The 22,415-nt window shown below is 64.3% G+C and carries 19 protein-coding genes and 1 pseudogene; 6 read left to right on the top strand and 14 right to left on the bottom strand.

Going from position 1 to position 22,415, the window contains the following annotated elements; genetic code table 11:
- Nucleotides 1-27: 27 nt before the first annotated feature.
- The 6 genes from TVD_RS13135 to TVD_RS13110 all read right to left on the bottom strand — a co-directional run bounded on the left by TVD_RS13135 (nt 28) and on the right by TVD_RS13110 (nt 5,799).
- Complete coding sequence (locus tag TVD_RS13135; protein WP_047251799.1) at nt 28-858, bottom strand: PhnD/SsuA/transferrin family substrate-binding protein; 831 nt, start codon at nt 856-858, stop codon at nt 28-30.
- Nucleotides 855-2,195 carry a diguanylate cyclase gene (locus tag TVD_RS13130; RefSeq protein ID WP_047251798.1) on the bottom strand — a complete coding sequence of 447 codons (1,341 nt, stop codon included), beginning with the start codon at nt 2,193-2,195 and terminating at the stop codon, nt 855-857. Before TVD_RS13130 ends, TVD_RS13135 begins: the two co-directional genes overlap by 4 nt.
- Nucleotides 2,196-2,354: 159 nt before the next feature.
- Entirely contained in the window at nt 2,355-4,043 is a 1,689-nt protein-coding gene (ubiB, locus tag TVD_RS13125; RefSeq protein ID WP_047251797.1) for a ubiquinone biosynthesis regulatory protein kinase UbiB, read from the bottom strand.
- Entirely contained in the window at nt 4,043-4,663 is a 621-nt protein-coding gene (locus tag TVD_RS13120) for a ubiquinone biosynthesis accessory factor UbiJ (protein WP_018937454.1), read from the bottom strand. The genes ubiB and TVD_RS13120 overlap by 1 nt, the downstream gene beginning before the upstream one ends.
- Before the next feature lie 7 nt (nt 4,664-4,670).
- On the bottom strand, nt 4,671-5,420 hold the full coding sequence (gene ubiE, locus TVD_RS13115; RefSeq protein ID WP_018168865.1) for a bifunctional demethylmenaquinone methyltransferase/2-methoxy-6-polyprenyl-1,4-benzoquinol methylase UbiE: 750 nt from the start codon (nt 5,418-5,420) through the stop codon (nt 4,671-4,673).
- A gap of 13 nt (nt 5,421-5,433) precedes the next feature.
- On the bottom strand, nt 5,434-5,799 hold the full coding sequence (locus TVD_RS13110) for a gamma-butyrobetaine hydroxylase family protein (protein ID WP_018145031.1): 366 nt from the start codon (nt 5,797-5,799) through the stop codon (nt 5,434-5,436).
- A gap of 388 nt (nt 5,800-6,187) precedes the next feature.
- On the opposite strand from TVD_RS13110, the gene TVD_RS13105 reads away from it, so the two are divergent.
- From TVD_RS13105 to TVD_RS14980, 6 genes and pseudogenes are all read left to right on the top strand, one after another.
- Nucleotides 6,188-7,219 (top strand): hypothetical protein, encoded by a 1,032-nt coding sequence (locus tag TVD_RS13105; protein WP_019563773.1) that lies wholly within the window; start codon nt 6,188-6,190, stop codon nt 7,217-7,219.
- A gap of 103 nt (nt 7,220-7,322) precedes the next feature.
- On the top strand, nt 7,323-8,375 hold the full coding sequence (locus tag TVD_RS13100) for a hypothetical protein (RefSeq protein WP_047251982.1): 1,053 nt from the start codon (nt 7,323-7,325) through the stop codon (nt 8,373-8,375).
- 97 nt (nt 8,376-8,472) lie between these two features.
- Entirely contained in the window at nt 8,473-9,420 is a 948-nt protein-coding gene (locus tag TVD_RS13095; protein ID WP_047251796.1) for a hypothetical protein, read from the top strand.
- On the top strand, nt 9,417-10,082 hold the full coding sequence (locus tag TVD_RS13090; RefSeq protein ID WP_047251795.1) for a hypothetical protein: 666 nt from the start codon (nt 9,417-9,419) through the stop codon (nt 10,080-10,082). The genes TVD_RS13095 and TVD_RS13090 overlap by 4 nt, the downstream gene beginning before the upstream one ends.
- Nucleotides 10,083-10,088: 6 nt before the next feature.
- The gene (locus tag TVD_RS15085) at nt 10,089-10,385 is read left to right on the top strand and encodes a hypothetical protein (RefSeq protein ID WP_047251794.1); all 297 of its coding nucleotides are present in this window, start codon (nt 10,089-10,091) and stop codon (nt 10,383-10,385) included.
- A 1,564-nt stretch (nt 10,386-11,949) separates the two neighbouring features.
- Nucleotides 11,950-12,288, top strand: a pseudogene (locus TVD_RS14980) (beta-barrel domain-containing protein); the annotation flags it as partial.
- 357 nt (nt 12,289-12,645) lie between these two features.
- Here TVD_RS14980 and TVD_RS13070 read toward each other — a convergent pair.
- The 8 genes from TVD_RS13070 to TVD_RS13035 all read right to left on the bottom strand — a co-directional run bounded on the left by TVD_RS13070 (nt 12,646) and on the right by TVD_RS13035 (nt 22,332).
- Nucleotides 12,646-13,530: a carbohydrate kinase family protein gene (locus TVD_RS13070; protein WP_047251791.1), complete on the bottom strand. Its 885-nt coding sequence runs from the start codon at nt 13,528-13,530 to the stop codon at nt 12,646-12,648.
- 19 nt (nt 13,531-13,549) lie between these two features.
- Nucleotides 13,550-14,836 (bottom strand): GGDEF domain-containing protein, encoded by a 1,287-nt coding sequence (locus TVD_RS13065; protein WP_018175966.1) that lies wholly within the window; start codon nt 14,834-14,836, stop codon nt 13,550-13,552.
- A 117-nt stretch (nt 14,837-14,953) separates the two neighbouring features.
- Nucleotides 14,954-15,835: an endonuclease/exonuclease/phosphatase family protein gene (locus TVD_RS13060; RefSeq protein ID WP_018950922.1), complete on the bottom strand. Its 882-nt coding sequence runs from the start codon at nt 15,833-15,835 to the stop codon at nt 14,954-14,956.
- Between the two features lie 37 nt (nt 15,836-15,872).
- Complete coding sequence (locus TVD_RS13055) at nt 15,873-17,513, bottom strand: acetolactate synthase large subunit (RefSeq protein WP_018950923.1); 1,641 nt, start codon at nt 17,511-17,513, stop codon at nt 15,873-15,875.
- A 27-nt stretch (nt 17,514-17,540) separates the two neighbouring features.
- On the bottom strand, nt 17,541-18,173 hold the full coding sequence (locus tag TVD_RS13050; protein WP_018937447.1) for a thiol:disulfide interchange protein DsbA/DsbL: 633 nt from the start codon (nt 18,171-18,173) through the stop codon (nt 17,541-17,543).
- Nucleotides 18,174-19,346, bottom strand: a complete 1,173-nt coding sequence (gene ccsB / locus TVD_RS13045; RefSeq protein WP_018937446.1) for a c-type cytochrome biogenesis protein CcsB — start codon at nt 19,344-19,346, stop codon at nt 18,174-18,176. It lies immediately after the preceding gene.
- A gap of 26 nt (nt 19,347-19,372) precedes the next feature.
- Complete coding sequence (locus TVD_RS13040) at nt 19,373-21,442, bottom strand: cytochrome c biogenesis protein ResB (protein WP_047251790.1); 2,070 nt, start codon at nt 21,440-21,442, stop codon at nt 19,373-19,375.
- A 266-nt stretch (nt 21,443-21,708) separates the two neighbouring features.
- A complete protein-coding gene (locus TVD_RS13035) occupies nt 21,709-22,332 on the bottom strand; it encodes a c-type cytochrome (RefSeq protein ID WP_019595158.1) in 624 nt (207 codons plus the stop codon).
- Nucleotides 22,333-22,415: the final 83 nt, after the last annotated feature.

Below are 22,415 nucleotides of genomic sequence, written 5' to 3'. Positions count from 1 at the left end.
AACAAAGGGGGGTGAAGAAGGCCGCCCTCAGTCGAACGGCGCGATCAGCCCGCGCACCACGTCATAATCGGCGTCGCTGACCGGGGCAAACCCGTCGTAGTTTTCGTCCAGGGCGCGCATTGCCGGTCCCGAGGCGGGGTCGTCCGGGCTGGCGGTCAGCAGCGCGGCGCGGATGCGATCCTGCAGTGCCGGGTCGAGGCCCGCGCGGGCCGCGATCACATACGGTGGCAGTGCGGGCGAGGCGTGCAGGATGCGGATGCCGTTGCCTTCCCAGCGATAGGCCGCGGTGTCCTTGAGGATGCCGGCGTCGAAGTCGCCGCTGATCACGCCGCGCACGATGTTGTCGTAGTGTCCGAGGAAGTGATACGCGCCGAGGTCGGCCAACTCAATCCCCGAATCGACTACGGCAGCACGCTGCAACAGCGCGGCCTCGTCACCAAAGGCGAAGCGCTTGCCGGCCAGTTCCTCCGGCGATTGCAAGGGGCTGTCTTCCGCGACCACGATCATCAGGCGGAAGCTGTCCTCGCCCTTGGTGATGGTGCGCGCCAGCGGCTCGACGCCGCCGCGCTGGTTTGCGCGGATATACGCTACCGGCGTCAGGTAGGCGATGTCGGAGCGCCCTTCGACGATCTCGCGGATTGCGTCCGGCATGCTGGAGGACAGGCGCAGGTTCACGTCCCGTTCGAGGGTGCCGGCCAGGTATTCGGTGAACGGCTCCAGCCGGCTCAGCATCTGCGCCGGAATATCCATCGCGACCGAGCCGAAAACCAGTTCATCGTCAGCGGTTGCCTGCGCCGTCAGTGGCAGGAGTAGCCCGAGCACCCCTCCCAGTAAGCCTTGGGTCATCCGGTTGTTCATGTCTCGTCTCCCTGGAAGTTTACTGAGAGCGGGTCTTCGCTGATCAGCGTGGTGTAGTTGGTAACGCGGTTACGGCCGCGGCGCTTGCTGGCATACATGGCCTGGTCCGCGGCCCGGCAGAGCCCCTTGGACGAGGTGACGCCCTCTTCCAGCGAGAGCGAGGCGAGTCCGATACTGACGGTCACGTGCAGTTGCTGACGGCCATCCTCGGTGGGGACTTCCATCGCTGCGACGGTCTGGCGCAACTTCTCGGCCGTCTTGAGGGCCCCCGGGGCGTCGCAGCGGCGGAGAAAAACGGCGAACTCCTCGCCGCCCATGCGACAGGTGGTGTCCGTGTCGCGACAATGTGTGCGGAGTAGCGCAGCGAAGGACTTGAGAATGCGGTCGCCGGTGTCGTGGCCCCAGGTATCGTTGATCGCCTTGAAGTTGTCCAGGTCCAGGATGAGCAGGCTGGCGGGGTCGCCGTGGCGTCGGAACAACGCGATATCCTGTTCCATGGCCTCCTGGAAGGCGCGACGGTTGCCGAGACCGGTCAGCGGATCGGTGCGCGTCAGCACTTCCAGCTCGGCATTGGAGGATTCCAGCTGCTTTTGTTGCTGGATCAGGCGTTCGTAGGCCTCGCGCAGCTCGCGGTCGGCGGACTCCACGCGGCCGCGCAGTTGCTCGTTGGCGGTATTGAGCTGGGCCCGCATTTGGTTGAAGCGTGCGGCCAGGTCGCCGATCTCGTCGTTGGAATGCACGTCGATATCCCGCAGGATCACGCCGTTTTCGTCGACGTTCGACTCCAGGGCGCGCGAAACGCGCGTCAGCGGTGCAATGATGATCCACGACAGCGCGACGAACTCGCCCAGTGCGATCAGGGCGATCACCGCGACCTCGCGGCGGATCAGGGAGGTCTTCTGCTGCTCCAGTTGGGCGAGGATCGGCTCGATGCTCAGCTCCATCTCCAGGTGCCCGACCTCGCGCCCATCCAGCTCGATGGGCCGCTGGAACTCGACGCGTTCGAGGTTCGCCCGGTCGGGGTGCTGTACCTCGGCCATGGTATTGCCGCGATCACTCAGCACCCGGGCGTGGACCACGCCCCCGGCCTCGACCACCTGGTCCAGCAGCAGCTGGATGGTGTGGTAGTCGTAGCCCACCACGCTGTAGGCGATCGACCGGGCGAGGTAGTCCGCGGTCTCGGCCCCGCGTCGGTCGGTCTCGCTGAGGACGTTTTGTTCGACATCGCGCATGACCAGATAGCCGCTGATCGACAGCGCGGTCAGCAGAACGGTCAGCAGGACCAGCACCACCTTCTGGCGAATCCCGAGTCGGAAAAGGCGGCGCCTGCGGGGCATGCAGTACTCTGGTCAGTGAATGGCCGGGTTCAGGTCGGCGTCCGTGCCGGGGATACTCGACAGCTTAAAAAGGTACGGGAGAGGGAACAAACAGGAATTGGTAATACACGCGCCCGAGGGCGGTCAGCGGTCGGAATGGCCCACTGGACGGGGTGGGGTTCAGGCGTCCCCGTCGCGGGCCCGGCGCCGGGGGCCGGGACGCAGGCTGAACAGCAGTATGCCGGCGCCGAACAGGGCGAGCGGCCAGACCGGCCAGGCGAGCCCCTGCCAGGCGGTGACCTCCAGCTGCGTGGCCAGCCCCGCGAGGGCCAGCAGGGCCACACCCGCCCAGCCCTCGTTGCGGCGGCGGGACTGGCGCCTCAGCCCGTTTTCCAGCTCGAGGATCTGGCGGCGTAGCGCGGCGTCGCGCTCGGCCCGCTGTTCCTCCACGGTCAGGGCCTTCTCCAGGTGCATCGGCAGTTCCGGCAGGTGCGCCAGCAGGCGCGGCAAGTGTTGCTGCGCGTTGCGGATGAATGCGCGCACGCCCATGCGTTCGTGCATCCATTTCTCGATGAACGGCTTGGCGGTGGTCCACAGGTCCAGCTGCGGGTAGAGCTGGCGGCCCAGGCCCTCGATGTTCAGCAGGGTCTTCTGCAGCAGCACGAGCTGCGGCTGGACCTCCATGTTGAATCGCCGCGCGGTCTGGAACAGGCGCAGCAGGACCTGGCCGAAGGAGATCTCGTCCAGCGGACGCTGGAAGATCGGTTCGCACACGGTGCGGATCGCCGCCTCGAACTCGTCGACGCGGGTGTCCTTCGGCACCCAGCCGGATTCCACGTGCAGTTCGGCCACGCGGCGGTAGTCGCGATTGAAGAAGGCGTGGAAGTTCTCGGCCAGATAGCGCTGGTCGGAGTCCAGCAGCGAGCCGACGATGCCGAAGTCCACCGCCAGGTAGGTCGGGTCGTCCGGGTGGGTGGCATCGACGAAGATGTTGCCCGGGTGCATGTCGGCGTGGAAGAAGTTGTGCTGGAACACCTGGGTGAAGAAGATCTCCACGCCGCGCTCGGCCAGCAGCTTGAGGTCCACGTTGCGTTCGCGCAGGGCGGCGACATCGGCCACCGGGAGGCCGCCGATGCGCTCCATCACCAGTACGCTGCGGCGGGTGTAATCCCAGATGATCTCCGGGATGTAGAGGAGGTGGCTGTCCTCGAAGTTGCGGTGGATCGCGGCGGCGTTGGCGCCCTCGCGGATCAGGTCCAGCTCGTCGGTGACGGTCTTTTCGTATTCGTCCACCACCTCGCGCGGGCGCAGGCGCTTGGCCTCGGACCAGTAGCGGTCCGCCAGGTCCGCGATCAGGTGCATGACCTCGAGATCCGCACGGATGGTCTTGAGGATGCCGGGGCGCACCACCTTCACGACCACCTCGCGCCCGTCCTGCAGCGTGGCCGCGTGCACTTGGGCGATGGAGGCCGAGGCGATTGGTGTGTCCTCGAAGGCGGCGAAGGCGATCTCGATCGGGCGTTCCAGCTCGGCCTCGATCACGGCGCGCGCCTGGTCACTGGGGAACGGCGGCACCCGGTCCTGCAGGCGCGCAAGCTCGATCGCGATGTCGTCCGGCAGCAGGTCGCGCCGGGTGGAGAGCATCTGTCCGAACTTGATGAAGATCGGGCCCAGATCCTCCAGCGCGCGGCGGATGCGCTCGCCGCGCGTGCCTTCAGTGCGGCGGAACCAGTTCCAGGGCGCGAGATAGAGCAGGAAGCTGAGCGGGCGTAGCGGCTTCAGCGTGAACAGGATGACGTCGAGGCGATAGCGCACCAGGACCCGCGCAATGGTCCACAGCCGCAGGCCCCGGTACAGCGCGCGGCGCATCAGGCCTGCCGGTCGTCAGGTGCGGAGGCCGGTGCCTCCAGACGACGCAGCCGCGCATCCAGCCGGGCGACGTCGTCGCGCAGCGTGGCGACGTCTTCGGCGAAGGCCTCGAACGCGCCGCCGGCCGGTAGCCACTCGAGCTCGTCGCGCAGGTAGTCGGCCGTGTCCTCGGCGGAGCGCCGGCCCAGGTGCCGCAGGCTGTCGCGCGCCTGGTCCAGCAGATGGCGCAGCGGTCCGGCCGCTCCGGCGCCGGCAAAGCGTTCGAACAGATCTTCCCAGTTGATGCCGGCATCGCGCAGTGCATGTTGCAGGTCGGAGAGCACGGTTGCATCACCCGTGATCGTCAACCCGGAGCGGTCGTCACGTGCCATCGCCGCGGCCAGTGACAGCGGCGAGCCCTTCAGCTGCACGTCCACTGGCTCCTCGACGCCGCCTGTAACCTGCAGCCGGTCGGCGGCCCCGACCAGCGACAGCGCGAGCCCCGGCGGCTCGATCACGATCGCGATCGCACGCCCGGCCAGCCGCGCCCGGTCCTTCTCCGGGGCGCTGGCCAGGTGTTCGTTCAGCGTGGCCTCGATCAGGGCCGCGAACGGACTGGGCAGGGCGAAGGGTTCGGCCATGAGAACGCTAGAGCTTGGTGCCGCGGTGCAGGGCGACGATGCCGCCGGTCAGGTTGTCGTATTCGACCCGTTCCAGCCCGGCGTCGCGCATCATGCCGGCCAGGGTCTCCTGGTCCGGGTGCATGCGGATGGATTCGGCCAGATAGCGGTAGCTGTCCGCGTCGTTGGCGACCAGCTTGCCCATCAGGGGGAGCATCTTGAACGAATAGACATCGTAGATCGGGCGCAGCGGCGCCATCGGCTGCGAGAACTCCAGCACCAGCACGCGCCCGCCCGGCTTGATCACCCGGCGCATCTCGGCCAGCGCGCGCTCCTTGCGGGTCACGTTGCGCAGGCCGAAGGCGATGGTCACGCGGTCGAAGTAGTCGTCCGGATAGGGGAGCTGTTCGGCGTCCGCCTGCACGAAGTCGAGGTTGCCCACATGGCCCTCGTCCAGCATGCGGTCGCGCCCGGCCTCCAGCATCGAGGCATTGATGTCGCAGACCACGATCTGACCCTTGGGTCCGACCCGTGGGGCAAAGGCCCCGGCGAGGTCCCCGGTGCCGCCGGCCAGGTCCAGGATCTTCATGCCTGGGCGCACGCCCGTGCGCTCCAGGGTGTAGCGCTTCCAGATGCGATGGACGCCCATGGACATCAGGTCGTTCATGACGTCGTAGCGCGACGCGACCGAATGGAACACCTCGCCGACCCGCGAGGCCTTCTCGGACTCGGGGACGCTCTGGTAGCCGAAGTGGGTCTTGCCGGATTCTTCTTTCATCAAAGTGCCGTTGTCAGTGCGTCTTGCGCTCGTGTCCGGCCTCTTTCAGCCGATCCAGGTAATCCTGCCACAGTCGCTCCTGGTTCGTGCCGAGCTCGTGCAGGTAGTCCCAGTCATAGATGCCGGTGTCGTGCCCGTCGGAGAACACGAGCTTCACCGCATAGTTTCCGACCGGCTCGATCCCGGTGATGTTCACGTCTTCCTTGCCGACCTGCAGCACCTCCTGGCCCTTGCCGTGCCCGCGCACCTCGGCCGAGGGCGAATACACGCGCAGGAACTCGCAGGGCAACTCGAAATGCGAGCCGTCCGAATACGTCAGCTCCAGGATGCGCGACTTCTGATGCAGCTGGATATCGGTGGGTCGGTGGGTACTGCTCATGTGGCCTCCAGAATCCTCGGTCCGGGATGGCCCGGAAGATCTTTCGCGACCGCCCAAAACGGCGGACGCCAACGGACTGCGAGGATACCAGCCCTGTGGGTCAGCGTGGCATCTCCCCGCGCACCGCAGGTCTGCCGGCCTTGACACCCTTCGGACCTCGCGCCAGAGTCGGCAACCTTAATCATGGAAAGGGAATGTCCATGACCTCGCCACGGACTGGCGCATTCGCCGTACAGGCACACCTCGATCTTTCAGCCGCCATGACCTTTCGTGCTCCCACGCTCGCGCGGGTCGGATTCGGGCGGGCGTTCGATTGTCGCCGCGGAGGTTTTTCCCATCCCCCCTTGCGGTTCCAGTTGGGCATATCACGAACCGCGAGAGGCGCTCCATGCTCTGGTTGATCGCCTATGTGATCGCACTGATCGCGGCGGCTGGCATCCTGTCCGAGCGATCGCGTGCGCCCGTTCGGGCCAGGGTCCTGTTCGCCCTTGCCGTTCTCGCGGTGCCATTCGTGCTGCAGACCTTCGGCTGGATGCTCCTGGGCGATGAACCCCATGATCTGATCGCGGCCCAGCTCGGGCTTCTGTCATACGTCATCGGCCCCATTCTGGTGGCCTGGTACTTCCTGTATCGCTATCCGCTGCCGGCATCCGCACGGCATGCCCCGAAACTGAAGAGCTTTCGTCTGGCGATTGGCGCCTGGCATCGCCATATCCTCATTCTTGGCTTCATGGCGTTTGTCGTGGTCGGGATGGGCGCCACATACAACCCGCTCACGCAGTGGGCGTACGACCGCGTTGGGCAGCACAACCTCGAAAACGAGGTAGTCCGGGCCAAGCTGGCGGACCAGCACTTCGATATCCCGATGCGATATTTCGTGATTGATGCGTACGTGCCGCGTGGATACTGGCCGAGAGCCAAGAATCGCCGGGTGGATGTCGGCGCCCTGAGCATCTACGTCCTGTTGCCGGATCTGCGACCCTTCTATCCCGAAGAGGAACATCTCTGGAATCTGGAGGGTGGCGGCCGCGGGGACCGGGTTCGTGTGACGATCCGGGAGGATGATTTTTCCAAATCCAACGTAAAAACCTTACGAGCGCGGGCCGCCGAATCAGGGGAGCCCCTCGCCCCGGAAACGGCAAAGACGTATGGCGTTGATCGGCACAATGAGGATGTGGAAGCTTTGTTGTACGCTCGCAGACTCCGTCTGTTTCCTCGCGATGAATCCGAAGCGTGGTTTATCACCTGCGCGAGTCCGAAGGACGTCCCTTCCCCCAGTTGCCGGATGAAGACCGCATTCCGTCCCGGCATCGCGCTGGAAAAGACCTTCGGCCTCGAATACCTCCCCGATTGGCGCCGCATCGCGACCAAGAGCGAGCGGCTGGTGGATTCTCTGGCGGTCGAAGGGGCCAACCCATGATGACCCTCAGGCGCTTTTGCGCCCTCGATGTCGAATGGTTCGCGCTCGGGTTTATTCAGTGGCCCAGCCGAAAGTCGGCCCCACGGAAACGAGGGCGGAGGTCATGAGCGTCGCCGGCCTGATGGGATCAGTGCTCATTGCCCTGATTCCCATGGCGGTTGCCATTGTTGCGGCCATTGGGGTGCTGATTGCCGTCCGTCGTGCGTCGGCTGCTGTCAGGATCGGCTATGCCCTGCTCATACTGGCCCTGCCGGTGGCCGTGATGCTGGGATTCATACTTCTTCTGGAAGAGTATGGGCGTGAGATATCCACGGGACTGCCGGTGGCCCTGTTCGCGTTCATTGGCATTCCGCTGATGGCCGTCTGGTGGTTTCGGCGGCGCCACCCAGTGCGGTTGGAGACGGGCGCGCCCGTCTCCCCCACGGTGCGCAGCTTCCGCCTTACGTTTCGCTACTGGAGGCTGGAGCTGGCCCTCGTAGCCCTGGTGGTGCTGGTCGTCTTCACGGAGAACCCGGTCTCGCACAAGATCAACGACTATGCGGGCAGGATTTATCTGAATATCGCAACGGCGCACTTCGACTTGTCAGGCCACAAGTTCGATGTGCCGGTGCGGTTTTTCTACTCGGTCTATGAAGAGCTGGGCCACTGGCCGTACCCCAGAGAGGGGCGGCATGAACCGGCGACCCTCCAGTTGAGCGTCCTCCTGCCGGATCTGCGGCCTTATCACCACGAAGACCGTGATCGCTGGACTCGGGATGACGACGCACTCGGAGACCGGGTGGAAATCGCGCTTTTGAACGATCCGCCGTTGTCGTTTGTTGGCTCGATGGCGCGGCTCGCAAGGGAGGACCCTCAGGACGTCCGGGCATCCGATGATGACCTCGCCGTGTTCGACATCGATCCCCAGGAAGTGAGCCTGAAGGCCCTGGGCCAGCCGCCGTTTTTCATCCCTGAAGACGCATCAAAGAACCTCGTAATCCATTGTGCCCCGCCAGGCGATCAGCCCGCTTCTGAATGCATGGCCATGACCGTCTTTCGCGATGACCTCGCATTGACCTATCGCTTCGCCCCCGAGCACCTTCCGGACTGGCAGCGAATGGATCGCGAGGTTCGACAGCTCCTGGACTCCCTTTCGGTCGAGCTCGACGCGCCATGAGTCCTTCCGCGCGTCTTTCCATCCCCCATGAGTGGCGGTCCCATTTCACTCTCTATCCGATCTTCGTGATCCGGGCGCAGAACGGGGGCAGGGGCACATGAGCGGCGCCGGCCGGCTGACCCTGATCGTGGTCGTCCTGGTGGCGATCTGGCTGGCGGGTTCCATCCTGTGGTCGGGCCTCGCACGACCCTGGCTCGCGGAGGTGGGGGTGTTCGACGCCCTGCACGAGATCTATGGCGAGCCGCCGAGGCTCGAGATCCAGGAATTTTCGCCCCCGATTCGCAAGGCCAACATCAATGGAGTGCCGATTGCGATCCCGTCCAACTATCTCGCGCTGGTCGGCATCGAATACAAGGATCAGAGCACCTGGGCGCCACGGGACCCGGATACGCCGAAGCCCGATGAGCGCACTTTCGAGGATGAGGCCCATGCCTTCACGCTCGCGGTTCGATGGCCGGATCTGAAGCCGCGCAGCCCGGAAACGCGGACAAGCTACTGGACCAAGGGCGATCCCGATGGCGATCCATGGTTGCAGATTGGCCTCGGCGCTTACAGCAATCCGGACGCAATCGGGCGGGATCTTGGTTGGGCACCGCTTGTGCGTGGAAGGATCGAGAGGATCGAGGAACGCACCCACACCAGGAGGCTCCCTCCACGAAACCCAACGGAAAGATGGGGTGGGACAGAAGAAGTGCGAATCCACTACGAAATGCGGGGTACCGATCCGGAGACTGGCCTGGAATGGGCCGAGCCAATGGGTCCCGGGACCGAACGCTTTCATGCCTGGAATCTAACGCTCCACTGGAAAGGCGATCTCGACGGCTACGTCAGCGACATGATCGAGTGCTACAACGGTCAAATGCCGAGGCCCGAGAGTCGCCCGTTCTGCCGGCATCGATTCACGCTGCCCGAGTGGGGTGCATGGGTTGATTTCGGTTACCCGCGCGCTTTGCTTCCGCAATGGCGGGAGATTCGGTCTGATGTGCGCGATCTCATTCTGGACTTTGAGGTGGCCCCCCTGGAGAACGCAGAAGAGGATCTATGAGCATTCGCCAATCGCTCATCAACCTTCTGGCGAAATACCCCGGCCCGACGGAGGCCGAGGCCCGTCGTTGGCGGTACGCCTTGATCGCAATGGGTGCACTGGCCCTTGTCGCCGAAGGGAGCCTTGTCTTCATCCTTTATCACATGGATCCGGCTGCTCCCCCATTCTGGTTAACTGCTCCGGCGGGCTGGCTATGGGAGCATGTTCCCGCTGCACGTGGTTTCACGAACAGCTCCTACGCCCTTCGCGCACAGATGCCGTACGTATTTGTGGTGTTTTTCTTATTGGTGATCGCAACTGCTGCGCTGGTGGCCTGCTGTAACCGCCGTGGCTCGATGTTCGGCATGGCCGTCAATTTTCTCCAAGAGAGGGTCTTTAGGCAGGCGGTTATCCTCGTCGTGGTACCCATCGTGTACTACGCCGTTGCCTTTTTCGTCTTTTCATCCGATCTGGACCCGGTTTCGAGTCCGAGCGAACGATCGTATCGGCATTACGGTTTGGTTTTCGAGACAGAGATGGGTGTTGCGACTGCCTGGGTGCCGCTGGCCTTGTTCTGCGGTTCCTTCATCGGGGTCCATCTCTCGATGATCGCGGAGGTTCCACGGCTTGTAAGGGCCGCCCGGGCTGGCCGAACTCGATTGCCAACGGATCCTGGAAGCTAATCGTCCATGTACACCTTGGCTTACTTCTCGGTATGGCTGTCTTTTCTTTTTGTCTGGGCGGCTCTCTTCAGTCTGATCATTCTTGGATCCCGTAGACGCGCTGGGTTGGGTGCGCGGATGTCCTGCGCATGCCTGACTCTGCTGGCCCCGTTTGCAGTGTTGTTCCTGGGGGCCCTGAGTGTCTGGTATGCGCCCGAAGGCGTGCCACGGTGGCTCGAGATGACGCTGGTGTTCTACCTCCCGCTTGTGACGCCGTATCTGGTCCGTACCCTGTTTGTGTTGCGCTGGCCGGTTCATGCGTAACGGCCCGTGCGCACTATCGCCGTCCTGCCGGACCTGATGGGCAGCAGCGAGGTGCATGATCTGCATCAGGCGCTGGTGCGCCCTGCCGCCAACGACGCGACCTCCGGAAAAGCCGTTGACAGAGCGGCCTGAAGCCGGGAGCCTTTAAACCCATCGCTCATGGACAGGGAAAAGCCATGACCTCGCCACGGATCGGCGTCCTCTCCGCAGTGCCGCTTCGGCTGATGCCGCATCACGCTCCGATAGCGTCGGCGCGTTGCCCCGCAATGCGTACCGGCGCACTGCTGGATTGGCTTCCGTCGTACTTGCGCCTCGCTAGGTGCACCCGCTTATTGAGTTGCCCACCGGCCGTTGCCATGGTCTGGCTGATCCTCTATCCCGCCGAGTTTGCGGGCTATGCCAACGAGTGGTCGGCCCGACCGGATTTTGAGGCAATCACGCTCGCGTTTCAGACGCGCTCGTGCTGCGGGATGCGCACATGATCCTTCGCCAATCCCTTATCGACATCCTGTCGACATATCCGGGACCAACAGGGGCCGAGGCCCGACGCTGGCGAATTGTCTCAATCGCCATGGGTTCGCTCGCGCTGCTAGTAGAAGGGATCCTTGTCTACATGTTGGGTAACGGATGATTCTATACCGCACGAGAAGGTGCGCCTGTTTCCACGAGGTAGCGCAATCCTTCGTCTTCAGGGGGGCTCGGATACCGCTGAGGCTGTCATCGAGCTCGCGAAAACTTGGGGGGCGAAACGATGAGACGGGTGCCTGAGTCTCTCTCTCATTCTAGGTTGGCTAGTTGGGCGAAAGGCAGCTGGCCCTATCAAGTGTTCGTTGTCCGGGCTCTTCAGCGCGGGACTTCTAGAGCTTGGTACATCGTCTCGTTTTGTTTCCTTTTATTTGCTGTATCCGACTATGTGGATTATCTAAATACTGTCCCCGATATGGGGGGATTGACGAGGCAAGAAGGCGTGGTGGAGCGCATTAATGAAGGGCGAGGGCGCGCTCGTCGTTCAATTGTCATGGACGTGGACGATGGCGATCCTGTTCGCTATTTTGGGGCGATCCCTTTGGGCGAGAATGGCGAGAAGATTATCGGGGAGCCCGTTACGGTCTGGTTGCACAGGAAGATTAGTGTATTTGGTCCATCAACCAGGGTTTATCATCTCGAATTCGAGGGGGAGACTCTCGTTAATTACGAGGAAATAAGGCCACGCTTGGAAGCGTCGCAGGAGAGGCTTCCGAGATTCGTAATATGGTGGCTCGTCCTCGGAGTGATTCCGCTCATGCGCGTCTGGTGGGTCAATAGAATTATGGATTAATAGAAGTTTAAACGGATAACAATACAAGAATGTTTGTTGCGGCTCGTGGGCTTGACGAAAAATATCATCACTTGATGAGGTCGGCTCTTCACATGAAGCTGTCGCCAGCGGAGTTTGCGAGTGCAGCGAATAATTTAAATGACAAGGACTCCCTCGGCGCGTCAATAGCGGCCTTGGACGGCTTGCAATCGCCGAATTCCGGTACATCCGCAATAGCACATCTCTCTCGATTCTGGCTGACACGACCTGCACCGGGCGCGTTCGGACGCCGAGTCGCTGCGCCAGGAGCTGATCAAGGCGCGCCGTCTGGACGAGCTGACCCGCCTGCGGGCCCCGGTGGATGGCACGGTCGAGCAACTGGCCGTGCACACGGTGGGCGGGGTCGTGGAGCCGGCCCGTCCGTTGATGGTCGTGGTCCCCGAGGATGGCGCAGTGGAGGTCGAGGCCACCCTGCCCAACAAGGACATCGGCTTTGTCTGGGCCGGCCAGGAGGCCGAGGTCAAGCTGCAGACGTTTCCCTATACCAAGTACGGCACCATCGGCGGTGTGGTGACGGACGTCTTGCAGGATGCGGTGCAGAATGACTGCACGGCAGTCACCGCGCCTTGTTCGCACGCAAAAGCGACTCGAGCGCGAGCGCGCGATTCAATCAGTGTCTCCCTAGGCGATAGGGCGGCATCGCATGATGTAAACGTTCGTGTTGGAGTCGGTCTGTGTACTGACCGGGCACGGTTAATGATCTGTCACCGCGCTGTATGGGCGAGCTGCAAAGCGATCAGCGTCCCATTGGGTTAGTTGCGGGATTGTAGTGCCCCCAAGGGATACATGCTCGGCTTGGCTCTCATCGCTGCCCGGTGTCGTGACGATGGGCTGAGTCCCTTCTCTGGAGTCAGATTGCCGCCGGTTTTTGTGCGCGGGGCATTGTTTGTGCGAAGGGAGCGATTAGCTCCAGGCGGTGCGGGCGCGGTGGTAGAAGTCGGAGTCTTCGCTGGTGGCGCCCTGCAGGGAGCAGACGGCGGCTGCGAACCCGAGCGCGCGCTCCAGGGTGGTTGTCCAGGGCCAGTCGTGTTGCAGGCCGATGATGGCGACACTGGCGAAGGCGTCGCCGGCGCCCACGGCGTCGCGGAAGCCGTCGACCGCGGGGGCCGGGGCCTCCCAGTGCTGGCCATCGGTGGTGTGGATGGCTGCGCCGTCGGCGCCGTGGGTGATGATCAGGGCGGAGCGGATCGCGGCGCGTTCCAGGAGCGCCGCCGAGCGCTCCGGTGCGGCGACGTCGGGGGCCAGCGTGGCCGCCTCGTCGGTGTTCAGCTTGACCACGTCGGCCCCGCGCATCAGCGCGAGGACGTCGTCTGGTTGGTACCACGGGGCGCGCAGGTTCACGTCGACGAAACGATGTTGTGCACGGGCCTGTAACCGTTCCAGTAGCTCGCGGTTGTCCGCGCGCAGGGCGAGCGTGCCGTGATAGAGGAGGCCCGCGGTGTCCGGCAGTTGGTCCGCCCATTCCGCCGGAACGGTGTCATAGGCCTGGTCAGGGACGATGGTGTAGGTCGGTTCGCCGTCTTCCAGGGCGATGCGGACCTGGCCGGTGGGGGCCGCGGGGTGCCTGTACAGGCCGCGGGTGTCCATCCCGATGCGGTTCATGCGCTCGCGGATGCTGCGGCCGTCCGCGTCGTCCCCGACTCCGCCCACGAAACAGGCGGCCTCGCCCAGCTGGTGCAGGTTCCAGGCGACGTTGAAGGGAGCGCCGCCGAGGACGCGCGTACCGTCGGGGAAGCAATCGAACAGGACTTCGCCGAAGATCAGGTGGGGTTGAGGCGTGCCGTTCATGGGTTCCCTCGGCAGTGGATCAGTCGCCGGCCCGCTCGATGCGGTCACGGCCTCGCTTTTTCGCTTGTAGCAGCGCGTGGTCGGCGGCATCGAATATCGCCTCCGGGGCGGCGGCGGGGTCGATTCCGGCCAGCCCGGCGGAGATGGTGACCTTCAGACGCGTCTTGCCGGAGCGCACGATCAGACGGTCCACAGCGTCGCGGATGGTATTGGCCTGGCTGTATGCAGCGTCAGGCTCGCGATGGATGATCATCACGAATTCCTCCCCGCCGTAGCGCGCGACGAAATCCGGCTCGCGCACGCCCTCGGCCAGGATCTCGGCGACCGCCCGCAGGACCTTGTCGCCGGCAGTGTGGCCGTACTCGTCATTGATGGTCTTGAAGTGGTCGATGTCCCAGACCAGCAGCGAGGCCGCGCCCGATTTCTCGAGCTCCGCGGGGAGTTGCTCCAGCCGCTGTTCGAAGGCCATTCGATTGGGCAGGCCGGTGAGGCTGTCGCGACTGGCTTCGGCGCGCGCCTGTTCCAGCCGGTTGCGCAGCGCTTGCACCTGACCCTCCAGGCTGCGGCCCTTGGAGCGCAGGAGGCGGTTCCGTTCCTGCACCACCTGCAGTTCGTCTTCCTGCTCGTTCCGAAACGTGGTGACGCGCTCCACCATGCGGTCGAGACCGCGGGTCACCTCGGTGCGCAGCGTCGCGAGGTCCTCGACGTCGACCACCCGGCCTTTGATGTGCTCGACATCCCCGGAGATCCCCGCGTGCAGTTCGGAGACCGATTCCCGGGCGCGCTGGCCGCGCGCCTCGTCTTCGGACAAGGCGGTATCCACGTCTTCCAGGCGGTGCCAGATCTCGCCGACGACCTCGGTGAGTTCTTCGCGCTCCGTCATTGCCTGCTCGCACTTGTCGTGCATCACCGAAAACAGACGTGTGAGGGTGCGTTCGATCTCTGCCTTGTCGCGCCGATCGGCGGCCCGGGTGAGGGCCTCCAGCTCGGGGTCGAGGAATTCGAAGCCGAGCAGGCCACGCTGGACGACCGCGAGGATGCCGTCGGCCAGGTCTTCTCGCTGATCGCTGGAGCGCACGGCATCGGCCAGCTGGCCGCTCAGGCGATCCAGCCAGGCCGTGTCGCCGGGGTCGGATTCGATGGCGCGGGTCAGGTCGCGCACGGCGCCTTCCAGTGCCGGCACCTTCGCGGAGACCACCGCGAGCGATCGCAGGGCGACGCGGCGGATCGCGTCCTGCAGGGCGCGCTCCCGATCCAGCGAGCGCTCGAGCTCGATAATGGTCTTGCGCAGATCGCTGTCGGACATCGGGAAATCCCGGATAGTAGGCGCGCCTATTTAAACGCGGAAATGGGGTGGATGCCAGGGAAACACGGACTAATGTACACACTGGCGCTCGAACCGTACCCGTCTTTCGACATCGGTTTAGTGCGCTGGATCATGAAGGGCCTGGCGCTGCGGCAGTTCGATCTCGATACCCACCGGCAGGTGGTCGGAGAGCGCCACGTTGTAGACACGCACGTCGCTGACGTGCAGGTCGGGGGTCAGCAGGATGTGGTCGAACACCAGGCGCGGGTCCCAGGCGGGATAGGTGGCCGGGCAGGCCATCGGCTCCATCAACCCGGTACGCGCGATCAGTTGCCGCAGTTCCTCGCTGTCCTGCTGGCAGTTGAGGTCGCCCATCACGATGGCATGCGGAAAATCCTGGATGCGCTCCGCGACGTAGGCCAGCTGGGATTTCCGCGTGCGCTTGCCCAGGGCCAGGTGCAGCAGGAACAGCACCAGTTCCTCGCCGTCGCCCATGGCGTAGCGGGCCTCGATCGCGCCGCGGCCGGGTAGCGCTCCGGGCAGACGGTGCATTTGCACCCGGTCCGGCTCCAGGCGCGAGAACAGGGCGAGGGAGTGCTTGGCGAACTGCCCCAGATCGCGGTTGATCCGGTTGTAGGTATACGGGAAATGCGCACGTTCGGAGAGATAGGAGGCCAGATCGACGAAGTTGCTGCGCAGGCTACCGCCGTCCAGCTCCTGCACACCGACGATGTCGAACTCCGAGATAAAGCGCGCCACCCGGTCGAGGTTGTCCATGCGCCCACCGTAGGGGAGGACGTGCTTCCAGCTGTTGGTCAGGTAGTGATGCAACCGGGAGGAGTGGATGCCGACCTGGGCGTTGAAGCTCAATAGCCGCAGGCGCTGGCTCCCCTGCTCGTGGTGATATCCCAGGCGTTCCGGGGTGGAGGCTTCCGGTTGTGTCGCGCCCTCGGGCCCGGTGGGCGCGGTGCGATCATGGCCGGACGCGATCGAGGTCATCGCGGGTCGTCTCCTGCTGGCGGGGAAGTCCGCGTTGTCAGAATGGACAAACCAGTTCGCCCAAACGTTCCGTCAGCTTCATGTTCTCGCTGTAGTCCACTGGGCAGTCGATGATGGTGACCCCGGGTGTTACGAGGGCCTCGCGGAGCGCCATCTCCAGGCTGTCGCCGGGTTCGATGCGCACGCCGTGCGCCCCGAACGACTGCGCCAGCTGCACGAAGTCCGGATTGCCGAACTCGACGAAGGCCTTGCGGCCATATTCGCGCACCTGCTTCCACTCGATCAGGCCGTAGGCGTTGTCGTTCCAGATCAGCACAACGAAGTTGAGGCCCAGGCGAACCGCCGTTTCCAGCTCCTGCACGTTCATCAGGAAGCCGGCATCGCCGGTGACCGCGACCACCTGGCGTTCGGGGTGGAGCTTGGCGGCGGCAATGGCGCCCGGCAGCGCAATGCCCATGCTGGCAAAGCCATTGGAGATCAGACAGGTATTGGGTAGCTCGCAGCGGAACATGCGCGCCATCCAGAGCTTGTGCGCGCCCACATCGGTGATCATGATCGCGTCGAGGTCGGCGGCGGTGCGCAGATCCCAGATCAGCTTCTGCGGCTTGAGCGGCACCTGGGTGTCGTTGCGGTGCTCGTTCATGTCGTCGATCAGACTCTGGCGTAGCGGACGCAGGATGGTCTCTTCGCGGGGGCTCACCTGTTCCGCCAGGCGGTGCAGGCAGGTCGTCAGATCGCCCAGTACCTCGGCGGTCACATTGTAGTGACCGTCGATCTCGGCCGGCGCGGAGTCGATATGGATCAGGGTCCGGTCGGCGTCCGGATGCCAGAAGCTGGGCGGGTATTCGACCAGGTCGTAGCCGATGCAGACGATCACATCGGCCTTGTGGAAGCCGAAATTCACGAAGTCCTGGCTTTGCAGGCCGACCGAGCCCAGCGCCAGCGGGTGGCGGAACGGCAGTACGCCCTTGGCCATGAAGGTGTTGGCGACCGGAATGTTCAGGGCGCTGGCGAGCATGGCCAGGGCGCCGCTGGCGCCGGAACGGATCACGCCGTTCCCGGCCAGGATCAGCGGGTGCCGGGCCTCGTTCAGCAGGCGCGCGGCCGCCTCCAGGGAGGCTTCGGCCGGTACGGCGGCCGGGCCGGCATGTACCGGCAAGGGTGGATTCGGGCACGGCAGCGAGGCGATGTTCTCTGGCAGCTCGATGAAGCTGGCACCGGGTTTGCCGCCTTCGGCCCACTTGAAGGCCTTGCGGATCACCTCGGGCAGGATCTCGGGTTCCAGCACCTGTGAGCTGTACTTGGTGATCGGCTGGAACAGGCCCTTCAGGTCGAGGACCTGGTGCGATTCCTTGTGCAGCCGATGGGTGCTGGCCTGGCCGGCAATTGCGACCAGGGGGGCGTGATCCATGTTGGCGTCGGCGACGCCGGTGATCAGGTTGGTGGCACCGGGCCCCAGGGTCGCCAGGCAGACGCCCGCCTTGCCGGACAGCCGCCCGTGAACGTCGGCCATGAAGGCCGCACCCTGCTCGTGACGGGTGGTGACGAACTCGATGGGGGAATCGGCCAGGGCGTCGAGAACGGCCATGTTCTCTTCCCCGGGGAGGCCGAAGATGCGTTCAACGCCCTCCTGTTCGAGGCACTCGACCAGACGCTGCGCGGTGGTCGGATCGCTCATGGCCGAACCCGCCGGAACGGGCCCGCGTTAGCCGCGGGCACGTTCGATCAGGTAGTCGGCAACCTCCAGCATTTCGTCGTGCCCGCCGGCCATGCTGGCAGAGACGATAGCCTCGCCATTGACGACCAGGGTGGGGACGCCGCCCACGCCGTAGTCCTGCACCGCCTCGGTGGCCTCGACGATCCGCTGGCGAATCGCGTCGGAGCGCATGGTTTCGCGGAACTCGTCGGCGTCCAGTCCGCGCTGGTTGATGAAGCGCAGGATGGCGCTTTCCGAGCGCAGCTGGCGGCCCTGATCGTGGATCGCGTCGTAGAACGCCTGATGCACCTCGTCGAGCACGCCCAGTTTCTCGGCGGTGTAGTAGACCCGGGCATGCAGCGCCCAGACATCGTTCATCGGTGCCGGCAGGTATTCGAACTGTACGTCGTCGGCCAGGCCGGGCTTCCACGCCTGGACCTTGGGCTCGAATTCGTAGCAGTGCGGGCAGCCATACCAGAAGATCTCGACGACCTGGATCTTGCCGTCCTCCAGGCCGGTGTCGAGCGGCGGCTGGATGGCGCGGTAGTGCTGACCTTCGCGGTATTCGGCCGCGAGGCTGGTACCGGTGGCGAGCAGCAGGCCGGCGCCGCCCAGGGCGCCCATGAATTCACGACGCTTCATTTACAGTTCTCCGTAGGAATGCAGGCCGGACAGGAACATGTTCACACCCAGGAACGCGAAGGTGGTGATGAACAGACCCACGATCGCCCACCAGGCCATGGTCGGGCCGCGCCAACCCTTGGTAAAGCGCATGTGCAGCCAGGCCGCGTAGTTCAGCCAGACGATCAGCGCCCAGGTCTCTTTCGGGTCCCACGACCAGTAGCCGCCCCAGGCCTCGGCCGCCCACATCGCGCCGAGCACGGTGGCGATGGTGAAGAAGGCGAAGCCGATCGCGATGGCCTTGTACATCACGCTGTCCAGGGTGTCCTTGGACGGGATGCGCTGGGTGATCGCGGCGTCCGGCCGCGTGCGTTCCAGGCGATCGCGGATCAGGAAGGCGACGCCCAGCATGGCGGCGATGGCAAAGCCGCCGTAGCCCACGAAATTGGTGGGTACGTGGATCTTCATCCACCAGCTGTTCAGCGCCGGCACCAGCGGTTCTACGATGTGCGCGTCGCGGGTGAACATGTACCACAGCAGGAAGGTGACCGCGGCCGCGATGATGAGCATCACGAAGGCGCCCATGTTGCGCGAGCCGGTGCGCTGCTCGTAGTACAGGTACATCAGCGCAGTCAGGGCCGCAAACAGGATGAACACCTCGTAGAGGTTGGCCACCGGGATGTAGCCCCAGGTCGGATCGGTCAGGTAGATCTCGCGCCAGCGCACCAGCAGCGCCATGGTCCCGGCACCCGCGCCGACCCAGGCGAAGGCGGCACCTACGCGGGCGGGGAAATCGGAATTGGAGAACAGGCCCATGAGGTAGGCGACGGTGGAGAGATAGAGGAACACGCTCATCCACATGACGCCGGCCTGACCGGAACCGATGTAGTTCAGCCAGAAATTGGTCTCGTTGGCGGCCAGGCTGTCGCCGTAAAGCCAGATGCCGAACAGCGCCAGCACTCCGACGATGACCGAGAAGGCCTGCCATGGGCGCCAGAACCAGCCCATCCAGGCGCTGGTGCCGACCGCGAGGATCAGGCCGCCGATGTCGTAGCGGTCCATGTTCTCGCCGAAGAGCGTTAGCGAGATCACCGCTACGGCGGCCATCAGTGCAAAGTAGGCCCAGTCGCGCAACTGCAGTTGGCGGAAGAAACCGGGCCGTTCGAAATCCAGGGCCTCGTGGGGTACAGACATGGTGTGCTCCTCCGGTGACGCGCGGGTCAGGCGTTCTTGTTGTGACTGTCGTCGCCAGCCGAGTCCGAACGGACTGGCTTTTGCTCGATGATCCAGCGCTTAAGATGCGCGAAACGTTCCTCGAATTCCACTTGATGGCGGTTACTGGTGCCGGCCATCACCACGTGGGTGCCTTCGCCGTCCTCGCGCCGCCGCGCCATGATCCACAGGCGCTGATAGGACACGTAGAACAGCAGGAAGATCCCGACAATCAGCATGGTGCTGCCGACGTACACCGTGCTCTGGCCCGGGGCGCGGGCGATCTGCAGGCCCGAGGCCTCGCGGTGCTCGAAGTCCTTCAGGTGGAAGAAGAACGGCGACTGATACAGGCTGATCGCGTTGATCGCCGAGATTGTGTCCTCCAGGAAGCGCTGTTCTTCTTCCTGGATCGAGACCACACCCTCGTCCTGCAGGACCTCCATGTAAAGCCCCTGGAGGCCGGCGTGAAGGATGCGGACCATCAGGTCGCGTACTTCCTCGATGCGTTCGGCCGGGACGCGGCGTTCGATCTCGTTGTGCACGGCCATGTAGCCGCCCTGGGCGAACAGCCCCATCAACTCGGCCGCGGTTTGCGCAATCGCCTGGTTCTGCGACCCCTCGACGGTGTCGTCGTCACGGGCGACCTGGCGGGCGATCTCGTTGCGCACCTCGGGGTTGTGCAGCATGGCCAGATAGGTGCGGAAACGTTCCAGCGAGTTGTCGGCATCGGCCGGAAGGAACAGGTAATGGAACTCGTCGGCCGGGCTCTCGCGCACGCCGCTCAGGAAATACATCGCCCCTTCCTGCAGGGCCGGGCGCTGGTAGTTGCGGTAGTACAGGCCATGGCCGGTGCGGTCCATCAGGCGGAAGTCGAAGCTCGGGCCCATGTGCCGGTTTTCGCGCACGCCTTCTTCATTCAGGAGCGGGACCACGTTCTCCAGCTGGAAGTTGGTGAACTCGATGGTGCGGGTATCGCCATCCGGGGTCGGGATGTCCATCTCCTGGAACACGCGGCCGGGGACTTCGAGCGCTTGCAGCGCCTCGGGACCCAGCGGGATGGCGTCGATGTCCAGGCGGGTGCCGCCGTCGGCAAAACTGGCCTGGAAGATGGCATAGCCGTTGTAGATCAGCGGATAGTTGACCGAGATCGTATGCCGCAGCGGCTCGTCGCGGTTCGGATCGTGGATGATCAGGTCCGATTCGTAGGAGCTCTCGGCGCCGGTGGAGAAGCGCTCAATGCGGAACTCCTCCAGTTCGATGCGGAACGGCAGTTCCTGGACGAAATAGCCTTCCCGCATCGGCAGGAAGACCACGTTGGCCGAGGCGCCCTCGGGGATCTCCACCGAACCGCGGAAGGACGGGTTCCAGTCCGGGATCCAGGCCGAGCGCGGGACCTCGGAGATCGGCACGCTGCGGGTCTCGATCTCCAGGTTCCCCAGCCATTCGTTGATCTTGAGCAGGGTCGTGCCATCGGCCAGGGCACCGACACAGATGACGACAATGCCGACGTGGGTCAGCAGGTAGCCCAGGCGGTTCCAGCGCCCGCGCATCGCGGCAATGACGGTCTGGCCATCGCTGTTCTTCTCGCGGGCCTTGAAGCCCTGAGCCTTCAGAACCCGATGGGCGTGCTCGACGAACTCATCCTGCGGCTGGTCGAGGTCGCCGGTGGCGCTCGAGTGAAACGAGCGCAGGGACTTTTCCTTGACCTGCAGGTTGTAGCGGCGCAGATCCTTCAGCAGTCCGGGCGATTGGCGATAGACGCAGAAGGAGGTGGAGATGACCAGGAAGGCCACCACCAGCAGGAACCAAGTGGCGGAGTACACCTGATACAGGCCCATCCCGGCGAAGATCTCGTGCCAGAACGGCCCGAAATCCATCAGGTACTCCGTATAGGGCTCGTTCTGCACCAGTACGGTGCCGATCACGGAGGCGATGGACAGCGCCACCAGCAGGGTGATCGCCAGAGTCATCGAGCCCATGAAATCCACAAGGATGCGGCTGCGCCGCGGCTTGCGGGCGGCTTTCTGGCGAGATGCGGAGGACGGGCCGGCGTCTGCGGCCTGATCGATATTCGACATTCTGAAACCTGCTTTAACCCTGGCGACTATGCGAAGCAACCCGAGGGGGTTCAATTTCCAAGACAAACTGCACGGGCGTTCCGCGAGCACTGGGTGGACCGATGGCGTGCCGAGGAGTTCGGCCGTGCCCCACCATGACGCAAGTGGCTACGAGGGCATTCCCGCAAAACGTGTATTTCTTGCGCCCAACAAAAAGGGGCGGCCGAGGCCGCCCCTTTCCTGGGTCGCTTTGCCGCCCATCCTGCGCGGCACAACTGCGGACCGGATCAGTTACCGGTCTGCAGGCCGGCCATGTACTGGGACACGGCCTCGATGTCGGAATCCGACATGTTGCGCGCGACATTGCGCATCATGCGACCGTTGTCGTTGGCGCGGTCGCCGCTGCGGAAGTAGCGCAGCTGGTCGGCGCTGTACTGCGCGTGCTGGCCGGCGACGGCCGGGAACATCGCTTCCGGGTTGCCGTTGCCGTTGGGGCCGTGGCAGGCGATGCAGGCGGCGACATTCTGCGACGGGATGCCGCCGCGGTAGATCTGTTCGCCGCGCTCGACGACTTCTTCGTCGGCGGTGCCGCTGCTGATGCTCTGCTCGGCGAAGTAGGCGGACAGGTCACGCATGTCCTGCTCGTCCAGGTTGGCAACCTGGCCGGCCATCAGCGAGTTTTCACGGCGGCCGGACTTGTAGTCTTCCAGCTGCTTGGTGGTGTACTTCGGGTGCTGGCCGGCGAGCTTGGGCCATTCCGGGTTGACGCTGTTGCCGTCAGCCTGGTGGCAAGCCGCGCAGGACTGGGAGAGTTCCTGGCCGCGCTGAGGATCGCCCGCCTGGGCCGCCGACAGCGGGAGCAGCAGGGATACGGACAGGGCAGCAAAGAGAGCGGAAAGCTTGTGGTTCATGATGGAGAATCTCCTGCTTGTAAATGCGTGCCGGGTCTCGACCCGTTCCTTGTGCCCCATGGCAGGGCGATCAACATAAGGGG

Source organism: Thioalkalivibrio versutus, assembly GCF_001020955.1.
GTDB lineage: Bacteria > Pseudomonadota > Gammaproteobacteria > Ectothiorhodospirales > Ectothiorhodospiraceae > Thioalkalivibrio > Thioalkalivibrio versutus.
The sequence above is the reverse complement of the archived record's forward strand: the minus strand, read 5'-3'. Positions and strand labels throughout refer to the sequence as shown.

Coding starts and splice junctions, on each gene's coding strand:
- TVD_RS13060 (WP_018950922.1), bottom strand. CDS start 15,835: ATGACCTCGATCGCGTCCGGCCATGATCGCACCGCGCCCACCGGGCCC.
- TVD_RS13050 (WP_018937447.1), bottom strand. CDS start 18,173: ATGAAGCGTCGTGAATTCATGGGCGCCCTGGGCGGCGCCGGCCTGCTG.
- TVD_RS13110 (WP_018145031.1), bottom strand. CDS start 5,799: ATGAGCAGTACCCACCGACCCACCGATATCCAGCTGCATCAGAAGTCG.
- TVD_RS13090 (WP_047251795.1), top strand. CDS start 9,417: ATGAGCATTCGCCAATCGCTCATCAACCTTCTGGCGAAATACCCCGGC.
- TVD_RS13070 (WP_047251791.1), bottom strand. CDS start 13,530: ATGAACGGCACGCCTCAACCCCACCTGATCTTCGGCGAAGTCCTGTTC.
- TVD_RS15085 (WP_047251794.1), top strand. CDS start 10,089: ATGTACACCTTGGCTTACTTCTCGGTATGGCTGTCTTTTCTTTTTGTC.
- ccsB (WP_018937446.1), bottom strand. CDS start 19,346: ATGTCTGTACCCCACGAGGCCCTGGATTTCGAACGGCCCGGTTTCTTC.
- TVD_RS13135 (WP_047251799.1), bottom strand. CDS start 858: ATGAACAACCGGATGACCCAAGGCTTACTGGGAGGGGTGCTCGGGCTA.
- TVD_RS13105 (WP_019563773.1), top strand. CDS start 6,188: ATGCTCTGGTTGATCGCCTATGTGATCGCACTGATCGCGGCGGCTGGC.
- TVD_RS13095 (WP_047251796.1), top strand. CDS start 8,473: ATGAGCGGCGCCGGCCGGCTGACCCTGATCGTGGTCGTCCTGGTGGCG.
- ubiE (WP_018168865.1), bottom strand. CDS start 5,420: ATGAAAGAAGAATCCGGCAAGACCCACTTCGGCTACCAGAGCGTCCCC.
- TVD_RS13035 (WP_019595158.1), bottom strand. CDS start 22,332: ATGAACCACAAGCTTTCCGCTCTCTTTGCTGCCCTGTCCGTATCCCTG.
- TVD_RS13100 (WP_047251982.1), top strand. CDS start 7,323: ATGAGCGTCGCCGGCCTGATGGGATCAGTGCTCATTGCCCTGATTCCC.
- TVD_RS13065 (WP_018175966.1), bottom strand. CDS start 14,836: ATGTCCGACAGCGATCTGCGCAAGACCATTATCGAGCTCGAGCGCTCG.
- TVD_RS13120 (WP_018937454.1), bottom strand. CDS start 4,663: ATGGCCGAACCCTTCGCCCTGCCCAGTCCGTTCGCGGCCCTGATCGAG.
- TVD_RS13055 (WP_018950923.1), bottom strand. CDS start 17,513: ATGAGCGATCCGACCACCGCGCAGCGTCTGGTCGAGTGCCTCGAACAG.
- TVD_RS13040 (WP_047251790.1), bottom strand. CDS start 21,442: ATGTCGAATATCGATCAGGCCGCAGACGCCGGCCCGTCCTCCGCATCT.
- ubiB (WP_047251797.1), bottom strand. CDS start 4,043: ATGCGCCGCGCGCTGTACCGGGGCCTGCGGCTGTGGACCATTGCGCGG.
- TVD_RS13130 (WP_047251798.1), bottom strand. CDS start 2,195: ATGCCCCGCAGGCGCCGCCTTTTCCGACTCGGGATTCGCCAGAAGGTG.